The organism is Methylobacterium sp. GC_Met_2, assembly GCF_026540795.1.
Lineage (GTDB): Bacteria > Pseudomonadota > Alphaproteobacteria > Rhizobiales > Beijerinckiaceae > Methylobacterium.
The window spans coordinates 1-11,235 of record NZ_JALNUM010000161.1 but is presented as its reverse complement, the minus strand read 5'-3'; the positions used below and the strand labels follow the sequence as shown (position 1 = coordinate 11,235).

Annotated in this window: 4 protein-coding genes; 3 read left to right on the top strand and 1 reads right to left on the bottom strand. The window is 68.9% G+C overall.

Annotated elements, in window-relative coordinates; genetic code table 11:
* Window positions 1-146 precede the first annotated feature (146 nt).
* From OXS49_RS30750 to glgB, 3 genes are all read left to right on the top strand, one after another.
* Window positions 147-3,542 (top strand): maltotransferase domain-containing protein, encoded by a 3,396-nt coding sequence (locus OXS49_RS30750; RefSeq protein WP_267428384.1) that lies wholly within the window; start codon window positions 147-149, stop codon window positions 3,540-3,542.
* Between the two features lie 149 nt (window positions 3,543-3,691).
* Complete coding sequence (gene treS, locus OXS49_RS30745; RefSeq protein WP_267428383.1) at window positions 3,692-6,970, top strand: maltose alpha-D-glucosyltransferase; 3,279 nt, start codon at window positions 3,692-3,694, stop codon at window positions 6,968-6,970.
* Complete coding sequence (gene glgB, locus OXS49_RS30740) at window positions 6,967-9,246, top strand: 1,4-alpha-glucan branching protein GlgB (RefSeq protein ID WP_267428382.1); 2,280 nt, start codon at window positions 6,967-6,969, stop codon at window positions 9,244-9,246. The genes treS and glgB overlap by 4 nt, the downstream gene beginning before the upstream one ends.
* Window positions 9,247-9,460: 214 nt before the next feature.
* On the opposite strand, the gene glgA is transcribed toward glgB, so the two are convergent.
* Window positions 9,461-10,999: a glycogen synthase GlgA gene (gene glgA, locus OXS49_RS30735; RefSeq protein ID WP_267428381.1), complete on the bottom strand. Its 1,539-nt coding sequence runs from the start codon at window positions 10,997-10,999 to the stop codon at window positions 9,461-9,463.
* Window positions 11,000-11,235 lie beyond the last annotated feature (236 nt).

Genomic DNA, 11,235 nt, shown 5'->3' with positions numbered 1-11,235 from the left:
CGCAGAGGGGGGAGGGGAAAACGCACGGTTGGCAGGACCCTCCGCAGCCCTGTCACGCAACTCTGCTGAGACACGTCGAACCGGATCGCGCGGCACGCCTGCGTAGTTCGGGCGTTACGACACAGGAACGGGAGCCAGAAGCCAGCATGAACGCACCGACCAAAGCCGCTGCGACGTCCGGGGCCGAAGCCGTCCTGCCGGCGTCGCTGGCGCCGCGCGCTGCGGGGCCGCGGATCTACAATCTGTTCCCGCTCCTGGTCGGGCGCGTGTCGGATTGGACCGCCGAGCTGCCGCGGATCGCGGCGTTGGGCTTCGACTGGATCTACCTGAACCCGTTCCACCAGACCGGCGGCTCGCGCAGCCTCTACGCGGTGGCCGATCCCGAGCGGCTGGACGAGCGCTTCCGCGACCCCGACGGCACGCCGGACGATGAGCAGATCCGCGGGTTCTGCACGGCGGCCGAGGCGCTGGGCCTGTCGGTGATGACCGACCTCGTGATCAACCACACCGCCGACAACGGGCGCCTCGTGACCGAGCGGCCCGACCTGTTCATGAAGGAGCCGGACGGCTCGATCATGCACCCGGCGGCGGTGGATCCGGACGACCCGTCGATCCGCACCGTCTGGGGCGATCTGGCCGAACTCGACTACCACACCCCCGCGGCCCGGGATGAGCTGACCCGGATCTGGGGCGCCTACGTGGCGCATCTCCAGGGCCTTGGCGTCGCAGGTTTTCGCTGCGACGCGGCCTACAAGGTCCCGCCGGAGACATGGCGCGTCCTGATCGGGGAGGCCAAGGGGCGCGATCCCGCCTGCCTGTTCGCTGCCGAGACCCTCGGCTGCACCTTCGAGGAGGCCAGGGCCACGGCCGGCGCCGGCTTCGACTACCTGTTCAATTCCTTCGCGTGGTGGGACCTGAAGAAGCCCTGGGCGCTGGAGCAGTACGAGCGCCTGCGGGTGCTGGCGCCCTCCATCGCGTTCCCCGAGAACCACGACATGAAGCGGCTCGCCGCCGAGGTCGGCGGCGGCCCGGAAGCGGTGGCGCAGCACCTGCGCACCCGCTACGCGCTCGCCGCCTTCTTCTCGGCCGGCGTGCTGATGCCGATCGGCTACGAGTGGGGCTATCGCCGGGCCCTGCACGTGGTCGACACCACCCCGCGCGACCGGGAGAACGACACCGGCCTCGACATCTCCGCCTCGATCCGGGCGATCAACGCCCTGCGGGCGGAGCTGCCGGCCGCCAATGTCGAAGGTGCGCAGATCCGGGTCTCGGCCCCCGACAGCGATCTGGTGGCGCTCGCCCGCTTCGACACCGGTCATCCGGCCTCGGCCCGGCACGGGCTGATCGTGCTCTACAACCCGACCGACAGGCCGGTCCCGGTGGAGGCCGGCGCGCTGATCGCCCGCACGGGCGGGATGCTCGGGACCTTCGTCGACCGGACCCCGGAGGCCGAGCCGATCGCGTTCCACCCCGGCAGCGCCATCGACCTGATGCCGGGCGAGCTGCGTATCCTCGCGGCCAGCGCCCAGGCGGTCGCCCGCCAGCCGACGCGCGGCACGCCGGATGGCGAGGGCCGGGTGGTGATCGAGGCGGTCAGCCCTGAGCTCGACGGCGGCCGTTCGGCGGTGAAGCGGATCGTCGGCGAATCCCTGCGGGTCGAGGCCGACATCTTCTCCGACGGCCACGAGATCATCGCTGCCGCGATCCTGTCGCGCATCGTCGGCACCGCGGCGTCCGGCGGCGAGATCTGGCGCGAGGACCCGATGGTCTTCGTCGACAACGACCGCTGGGCCGGGCAATTCCCCCTGGAGCAGAACGCCCGCTACGAGTTCACCCTGATCGCGTGGCGCGACGCCTTCTCGTCCTGGGTGCGCGACACCCTGAAGAAGCGCGCCGCCGGCGTCGATGTCCGCCTGGAGACGATCGAGGGCGTGGCCCTGGTCGGGACCGCCGCCTCGCTGGCCCGGACCCAGGGCGGTCGCGATGCCGACCGGCTCGCCGCCCTGGTGGCCGCGCTCGCCGCCGAGGAGGCGGGCTCGGCCGCCCAGCTCGACCGGATCCTCCAGCCCGACGCGGCGAGCCTCGTGCGCCGCAACGCCGAGCGGGTGAACCTGACCCGCTATCCCGTGACCCTGCCGGTGATCGCCGACCGCCTCGCGGCCCGGTTCTCGGCCTGGTACGAGATCTTCCCGCGCTCCCAGTCGATGGACGTGAACCGCCACGGCACCTTCGACGACGTGATCCGGCGCCTGCCGGAGATCCGCGAACTCGGCTTCGACGTCCTCTACTTCACGCCGATCCACCCCGTGGGGCGAACCAACCGCAAGGGAAAGAACAACACCCTGAAGGCCCTGCCCGGCGATGTCGGCTCGGTCTACGCGGTGGGCGCGGAGGAGGGCGGCCACGAGGCCGTGCATCCCGACCTCGGCACGCTCGCGGATTTCGAGCGGCTGGTCGCGGCGAGCCATGCCTACGGGATGGAGATCGCCCTCGATTTCGCGATCCAGTGCTCGCCGGACCATCCCTGGATCAAGAACCATCCGGAATGGTTCGAGTGGCGCCCCGACGGCACGCTCAAATTCGCCGAGAACCCCCCGAAGAAGTACGAGGACATCTCGAACGTCCACTTCTACGGCGGCGCCCTGCCCTCGCTCTGGATCGAATTGCGCGACATCCTGCTCGGCTGGTGCGCGCGCGGCGTGCGCATCTTCCGGGTCGACAACCCGCACACCAAGCCGATTCCGTTCTGGGAATGGGTGATCGCCGAGGTGAACGGCCAGTATCCGGACGCGCTCTTCCTCGCCGAGGCGTTCACCCGGCCGAAGATGATGAAAAAGCTCGCCAAGGCTGGCTACCAGCAGAGCTACACCTACTTCACGTGGCGCAACACCAAGCAGGAACTCACCGACTATGCCCTGGAGCTGGCCGGCGAGATGGGCGAGTACTATCGCCCGAACTTCTTCGCCAATACGCCCGACATCAACCCGCACTTCCTCCAGACCAGCGGGCGCGCCGGCTTCGTGATCCGGGGCACGCTCGCCGCGACCCTGTCGTCGGTCTACGGCATCTACAACGGCTTCGAGCTGTGCGAGGCGGCGCCGTATCCCGGCAAGGAAGAGTATCTGAACTCGGAAAAGTACGAGCTGAAGGCCTGGGACTACGACCGGCCCGGCAACATCCGCGAGCACATCGTCAAGTTGAACACCATCCGCCGCGAGAACCCCGCCCTCTGGGATTTCCGCAACGTGGTCTTCACGGGCGCGTTCAACGACCAGATCATCGCCTACGCCAAGGCGACGCCGGAGCGCGACAATTGCGTCTTCACCATGGTCAACCTCGATCCGAGGAACCGCCAGGAATGCACCTACGAGGTGCCGCTCTGGCTGTTGGATCTGCCGGACGATGGTGCCGTGGAGGTCGAGGACCTGCTCCAGGGCTACACGTTCGAGTTGCGCGGCAAGTCCCACCGCATCGCGCTGGACCCGACCGAGCGATCCTGCGTGATCTGGCGCCTCCGGGCGCCGCGGCGGGTTGCGGGTTGAGGCTACCCGTGGCACTCGATCATGGCAGTTGATGCCGGCGGGGGGCCTCCCCGTCGCCGGCCACGATATCCGCGCGGTGAGAGACCGCCCGCGCCCCGGTTGGTTCCCCCGCCGGTCCCGTCAGATCCGACCGATGAGGCAGCGACGCGATGATCGATCGCAGCGACCCGCAATGGTACCGTGACGCCATCATCTACCAAATCCACGTCAAGTCGTTCTTCGACTCGAACAACGACGGGATCGGCGATTTCGAGGGGCTGACCCAGCGCCTCGACTACGTGCGCGATCTCGGCGTCACGGCGATCTGGCTGATGCCGTTCTACCCCTCGCCGCTCCGCGACGACGGGTACGACATCGCCGATTACGAGGGCATCAACCCGTCCTACGGGAACATGGAGGACTTCAAGGCCTTCGTGGCGGCGGCGCACGAGCGCGGCCTGCGGGTGATCACCGAGCTCGTGATCAACCACACCTCGGACCAGCATCCCTGGTTCCAGGCCGCCCGCGAGGCGCCCCCCGGCTCGCCGGAGCGCGACTTCTACGTCTGGTCGGATACCGACGAGCCGTACAAGGATACCCGGATCATCTTCCTCGACACCGAGGCGTCGAACTGGACCTGGGACCCGGTCGCCAAGCAGTATTTCTGGCACCGGTTCTACAGCCACCAGCCGGACCTGAACTTCGACAATCCGAAGGTGCTGGACGCGGTCATCGCGACCATGCGCTACTGGCTCGACATGGGCGTCGATGGGCTGCGGCTGGACGCGATCCCCTACCTGATCGAGCGCGACGGCACGAACTGCGAGAACCTCGCCGAAACCCATGATGTGATCAAGAAGATCCGGGCGGCGCTGGATGTCAGCTACCCCGACCGGATGCTCCTGGCCGAGGCCAACCAGTGGCCCGAGGAAACCGCGCAGTATTTCGGCGACGGCGACGAATGCCACATGGCATTCCACTTCCCGCTGATGCCGCGGATGTACATGGCGATCGCCCGGGAGGACCGGCACCCGATCACCGACATCATGCGCCAGACCCCGGAGATCCCCGAGGGCTGCCAGTGGGCGATCTTCCTGCGCAACCACGACGAGCTGACGCTCGAAATGGTCACGGCCGAAGAGCGTGATTACCTCTGGTCGTTCTACGCCGCCGAGCGCCGGGCCCGGATCAACCTCGGCATCCGCCGCCGCCTCGCGCCGCTCCTGGAGAACGACCGGCGCAAGATCGAATTGATGAAGTCCCTCGTCCTGTCGATGCCCGGCACGCCGGTGCTGTATTACGGCGACGAGATCGGCATGGGCGACAACATCTACCTCGGCGACCGCGACGGCGTGCGCACGCCGATGCAGTGGAGCCCCGACCGCAACGGCGGCTTCTCCCGGGCGAACCCGCAGCGGCTGTTCCTGCCGGCGATCCAGGACCCGATCTACGGGTTCGACGCGATCAACGTCGAGGCGCAGACCCAGGCGCAGACCAGCCTGCTGAACTGGACGCGGCGGATGATCGCGATCCGCAACAACAGCGTCGCCCTCGGGCGGGGCACGATCCAGTTCCTGTATCCGTCGAACCGCAAGGTGCTCGCCTGGATCCGCGAGCACGAGGACGAGCGGGTCCTGTGCGTGGCGAACCTGTCGCGGGCCCCCCAGGCCGTGCAGCTCGACCTGTCGGAGCTGCGCACCGCGGTGCCGATCGAATTGACCGGCGGCACCGAGTTCCCGCCGATCGGCGACCTGCCTTACCTCCTGACCCTGCCGTCCTACGGCTTCTACTGGTTCAGCTTGAGCGCCGCCCAGTCGGGGGTGATCGGGCCGCAGCAGGAGCCGCCGGAGCTGTTCACCCTGGTGCTCACAGGCGGCATCGAGACCCTGATGAGCGGCCGCGAGCGGGTCGCCTTCGAGCGCACCGTGGTGCCGCCCTTCCTGTCGAGCCGGCGCTGGTTCGGCGCCAAGGGCTCGCGGATCAAGGCTACGAAGGTCATCGACTGCGCGGCCCTCAAGGATGTCGATGGCAGCGCGCGCTTTCTTCTGCCGCGGCTGCAGGTGCAGCTCGCCAACGGCGAGAGCCACGAATACTTCGTGCCGGTCGGCGTCGACGAGGGCCGCGAGGACGAGACGCTCCTGCCCTACGCGGTGGCGCGTGTGCGCCGGGGGCCGCGCACCGGCCTGCTCTACGGCGCGGCCGGCTCCAACGACTTCGCGGCCTGCCTGATCGACGACATGCGTCAGGGCACCGAGATCCCCACGGAGAGCGGGCGGCTGGTCTTCGCCATCACCTCGGCCTTCGACCCGGAGGTCACGGTGGACGTGGCCGATATCCGCCGGCTCTCGGCCGAGCAGAGCAACACCTCGATCGCCATCGGCTCGAAGATGATGCTCAAGCTGCTGCGCCGCCTGCAGCCTGGCATCCACCCCGAGATCGAGGTCGGCCGCTTCCTCACCGAGCAGGCGGGTTTTTCCAATACACCCGCCCTACTCGGCACCCTGGAGCACGTGGCCGAGGACGGCACCCGCACGGCGCTGGCGGTGCTCCAAAAATTCGTCATGAACCAGGGCGACGCCTGGACCCTGATGCTGGAGGGCCTGCGCCGGGACTTCGAGACCATGGTGCTCACCCCGGAGAGCGAGGCTGCCGCCCCCGAGGAGGCGTTCCAGGCCCATGGGCCCTGGGCCGACCTGCTCGGGCGGCGCACCGCCGAGCTGCACGCGGCCCTGGCGATCGAGACCGACGACCCGGCCTTCGCGGCCGAGCCGTTCGAGGAGGACGACCTCGCGGTGCTGGCGCGCGACGCCCGCCACCAGGCCGAGCGCGCCTTCCGGGCGCTCAAGGGCCAGGCCGAGCGCGGCCTCGATGCCGGCCGGCCCGCCTGCACGGAACTGGCAGGCCGCCGCCGGGAGGTCGAGGCGCTGATCGAGCGGCTCTCGGCCGAGCCGCCGCGTGGTGCCCACAAGACCCGCATCCACGGCGATTATCACCTGGGTCAGGTGCTCGTCGCCGAGAACGACCTGATCATCGTCGACTTCGAGGGCGAGCCCTCGCGGCCGGCTGACGAGCGCAGGGCCAAGTCGATGCCCTTGCGGGACGTGGCCGGCCTGATGCGCTCCTTCGCGTACGGCGCCGAGACGGTGATCCGGGAGCTCACCGTCCGGTTCGCCGATTCGGAGGATCGGGCCCGCAATGCCGCCACGGCGTGGCGCGGCATGATCGAGGCGGCGTTCCTGGCCGGCTACGAGGCCGCGATCGTGGATTCACGGGCGGCCGTGACCGACCCGGACACACGGGACCGGCTGCTGCGCCTCTGCCTGCTGACCAAGGCGCTCTACGAAGTCGATTACGAGGCCAACAACCGGCCGGACTGGATCGAAATCCCCGCCCGTGGGGTTCTCACCATTCTGGACACGGATCGAAACGAGCCCGGAGCAACGGCATGACGGCGATCGACGAGACCTTCGCAGGACGGGCCGACCCGGAGGTTGGGCCGGCACGGAGCGCGGATGTCCCGGGTTCCGCCGGCACGGCGGCGAGCGTCCATCCGGACGCGATCGCCGCCCTGATGAGCGCGAGCCACGGCGACCCCTTCTCGGTGCTCGGCCCCCACCGGGTCGGCTCCGGGGCCTGGGAAGTGCGTGCCGTGCTGCCTGAGGCGAAGACCGCCGCCCTGGTGATGGAGGGCCGCACCGTGCCGTTCGAGAAGCGCCACCCGGACGGGTTCTGGGTCGCCCGGATCGAGGGGGAGGGCCGGCCGCTCTACGAGATCGAGGTCGAGGCCTGGGACGGCACCAAGCGCCGCCGCTACGATCCCTACGGCTTCGGCTCGTCGATCGAGCAATACGACGTGGCCTCGCTCCGCGAGGTCGGCACCAACCTCGTCTACCGGATCCTCGGCGCCCAGTCGGGTCAGCTCGACGGGATCGACGGATTCCGCTTCGCCGTCTGGGCACCCAATGCCCGTAAGGTCAGCGTGGTTGGCGACTTCAACGATTGGGACGGTCGGCGCCATCCGATGCGCCTCTGGCAGGATGGCGGCGTCTGGGAGCTGTTCGTGCCGGGCCTCACGGCCGGGGTGCGCTACAAGTTCGAGATCCGCGGCCCCGACGGCGCCCTGATCCCGCTCAAGGCCGATCCGGTCGCCTTCGCGGCCCAGCACCCGCCGGAGACCGCATCGGTCACCTACGGGGTCGGGGAGTTCGACTGGCGCGATTCCAGCTGGATGAGCACCCGCGGCGCCAGGGACCCGCGCCACACGGCGATCTCGATCTACGAGGTCCATCTCGGCTCCTGGGCGCGGGTGCCGGAAGAGGGCAACCGCTACCTGACCTACAAGGAGCTGGGCGAGCGGCTGATCCCCTACGTCAAGGATATGGGCTTCACCCATATTGAGATGCTGCCGATCACCGAATTCCCGTTCGACGGCTCCTGGGGCTACCAGCCGGTCTCGCTGTTCGCGCCGACCAGCCGCTTCGGCACGCCCGATGATTTCGCCGCCTTCGTGGACGCCGCCCACGAGGCCGGAATCGGCATCCTGCTCGACTGGGTGCCGGGCCACTTCCCGCTCGACGCCCACGGGCTCGGCCTGTTCGACGGCACGCATCTCTACGAGCATGCCGACCCGCGCCAGGGCTTCCACCAGGATTGGGGCACCTACATCTACAATTTCGGGCGCACCGAGGTCGCGACGTTCCTGGCCGCCAACGCCCGGTTCTGGCTGGAGCATTACCATCTCGACGGCCTGCGCGTGGATGCCGTCGCCTCGATGCTCTACCTCGACTACTCGCGCCGCCAGGGCGAGTGGATCCCGAACCGCTACGGCGGCAACGAGAACCTCGACGCGATCGACTTCCTGCGCAAGACCAACGAGGCGACCTACAGCCACGCCCCGGGCACGATCACGGTGGCGGAGGAATCGACCTCCTGGCCCGGCGTCTCGCACCCGACCTATACCGGGGGCCTGGGCTTCGGCTTCAAGTGGAACATGGGCTGGATGCACGACACCCTGCATTTCATGCAGGAGAACCCGATCCACCGCCGCTACCACCATCACAACCTGACCTTCGGGCTGCTCTACGCCTTCTCGGAGAATTTCATCCTGCCGCTGTCCCACGACGAGGTGGTGCACGGAAAGGGCTCGCTGCTCGGCAAGATGCCGGGCGACCGCTGGCAGAAATTCGCCAATCTCCGGGCCTATTACGGCTTCATGTGGGGGCATCCCGGCAAGAAGCTGCTGTTCATGGGCGGCGAGTTCGGCCAGGAGCGGGAGTGGAACCACGATATCAGCCTGGACTGGCACCACCTCGACGACCCGCTGCACAAGGGCGTCAAGGACGTGGTCCGGGACCTCAACCGGCTCTACGTCTCGACCCCGGCCCTCTACAGCCGCGACGTCGAACACACAGGCTTCCAGTGGCTGGTGGCGGACGATCAGGACAACAGCGTGATCGCCTGGGCCCGCAAGGGCGCCAAGCCCGGCGAGGTGGCGATCGTGGTGTCGAACTTCACGCCGGTGCCGCGGGAGGGCTACCGGGTCGGCGTGCCGCAGGCGGGCTTCTATCGCGAGGCGTTCAACTCGGATGCCGGGATCTACGGTGGGTCCAACCTGGGCAACCAGGGTGGTTGCCACACCGACGATCAGGCGAGCAACGGCCAGAAACAGAGCCTATCGCTGACCCTGCCGCCGCTGGCGACGATGATCTTCCTGCTGGAAGGGTGAGAGAAACCCCTCTCCCCGCCTGCGGGGAGAGGCCCGCACGGACCTCGTCGTCCGTGCGGGAAGCGGAGGCGAAGCCGGAGCGGTGGTGAGGGGGCGATTCCGGAAGAGTTTCGTCCTTACGAGCCCCCTCACCTTCGGCTGCCGCCTCGCTCCGGCGACGACAGGGTCGCCGAAGCCCTCTCCCCGCCTGCGGGGAGAGGGGACACGCTAGTCCCTACGCCGCCCGCCAGCGCAACGCCGTGCTGTTGCCGATCGCCCGCCCGTACAGCCCGGCGTAATTGTCGGCCGCCTGATCCCAGCCGAAGCGAGACGCCATCGCGCGCCGCCGCATGGCGTTGAGGCGCTTCTTCTGGCCGAACGCCTCCAGCGCCCGCCGCACCGCCCCGCCGAAGGACGACGCCGACGGTTCCGCGAAGGTGAAGCCCGTCACCCCGTCCTCGACCGTGTCGGCCAAGCCCCCGGTGCGCCGCACGATCGGCAGGGAGCCGAAGCGCTGCGCGTACATCTGGGCCAGCCCGCAGGGCTCGAAGCGCGAGGGCATCAGCAGGAAGTCGCTGCCCGCGAACATCCGCCGGGCCTGTGCCTCCTCGAAGCCGACATGCACGCCGACCGCGTCGGGATGGCGCTTGGCGAGGCCGCAGAGCGCCTGCTCGAACCGGCCTTCGCCCTGACCGATCACCACGAGCTGGCCGCCGCCGGCCACGATGGTCTCGGCCGCCTGCAGGCTCAGGTCGATGCCCTTCTGGTGCACGAGGCGCGACACGATCGCGAAGAGCGGCCCACGGGAGACCGCCAGGCCGAATTGCCGGCGCACCGCCTCGGCGTTGGCGCGCTTGCCCTTCCAGTCGTCGACCTCGAAGCGTGTGGCGAGGTGCGGATCGGTGCTGGGGTCCCAGGTCTCGTCGATGCCGTTGAGGATGCCGGCGAGCCGGCCCTGGCCGGCGCGGGTGCGCAGCAGCCCGTCGAGGCCGCAGCCCATCTCGGGAGTCTGGATCTCCCGGGCGTAGGTCTCGCTCACCGTCGTGACCTGCGAGGCGTAGAAGATCCCGGCCTTCAGGAAGGAGAGTTGCCCGTAGAACTCGGCGCCGTCCACCTGGAAGGCCGAGTCCGGCACGCCGAGGCGCCCGAGGCTGTCCCGGGGAAACAGGCCCTGATAGGCGAGGTTGTGGATCGTCAGCACGCTCGGCACCCGCCGGCCGCGCCACGCGAGGTAGGCCGGAGCGAGGGCTGCCTGCCAGTCGTTGAGATGGAGAAGGTCGGCCGCCCAGTCGGGGTCGGCGCCGGATGCGAGTTCCGCCGCCGCGAGGCTGAGCCGGGCGAAGCGCAGGTCGTTGTCGCCGAAATCCCCGTTCTGGTCGCCGTACGGCGTGCCGTCGCGCTCGTAGAGGTCGGGGCTGAGCAGGACGTAGATGCGCAGGCCGTCGGCCGCCTCGACGAGGCCGAGGTCGCAGGGTGGCACGCCCGCGAAACCGTCGAGCCGCGCCACCACCGGGATCTCCGGGAACGCCGCCCGGACTTCGCGATAACCGGGGATCAGCACGCGGATGTCGTAATGCGGCACCAGGGCCCGGGGCAGGGCGGCCGAGACCTCGCCGAGACCGCCGGTCTTCACGAAATCGGCCATCTCGGGGGTGGCGTAGAGGATGCGGCGGCGCAGCGAAGCCGGTCGGGCGGCTTGCGTGAGGGACCGCGACGCGTCGCCCGCGTCGGACGACCAATCCGCCAGGGACCCACCACGGCGCGCATCGAGCATCGGCATTGATCCTGGCCGGGCGGGATGCCCCGGTCTGGCAGACGATCGAGCCGACACGGCTGTCGCGATCTCAACCACGGTCAATGCTCCTCCGCCGCGACGGTTCCGCTGCGACGCACAAAATAGGCCATCCGCGGTCTTAAGCTTTGGTTACGCCATAGTGCAATGCCGCATGAGTCGCACCCAGAACGCGCCCTTCTAGCCATAGAAGCTTCTATTCGAGTCCCGGCGAGCGT

What these genes read in the sequence shown, in the direction of transcription:
- OXS49_RS30750 (WP_267428384.1), top strand. Translation starts at nt 147, where the DNA reads ATGAACGCACCGACCAAAGCCGCTGCGACGTCCGGGGCCGAAGCCGTC.
- treS (WP_267428383.1), top strand. Translation starts at nt 3,692, where the DNA reads ATGATCGATCGCAGCGACCCGCAATGGTACCGTGACGCCATCATCTAC.
- glgB (WP_267428382.1), top strand. Translation starts at nt 6,967, where the DNA reads ATGACGGCGATCGACGAGACCTTCGCAGGACGGGCCGACCCGGAGGTT.
- glgA (WP_267428381.1), bottom strand. Translation starts at nt 10,999, where the DNA reads ATGCTCGATGCGCGCCGTGGTGGGTCCCTGGCGGATTGGTCGTCCGAC.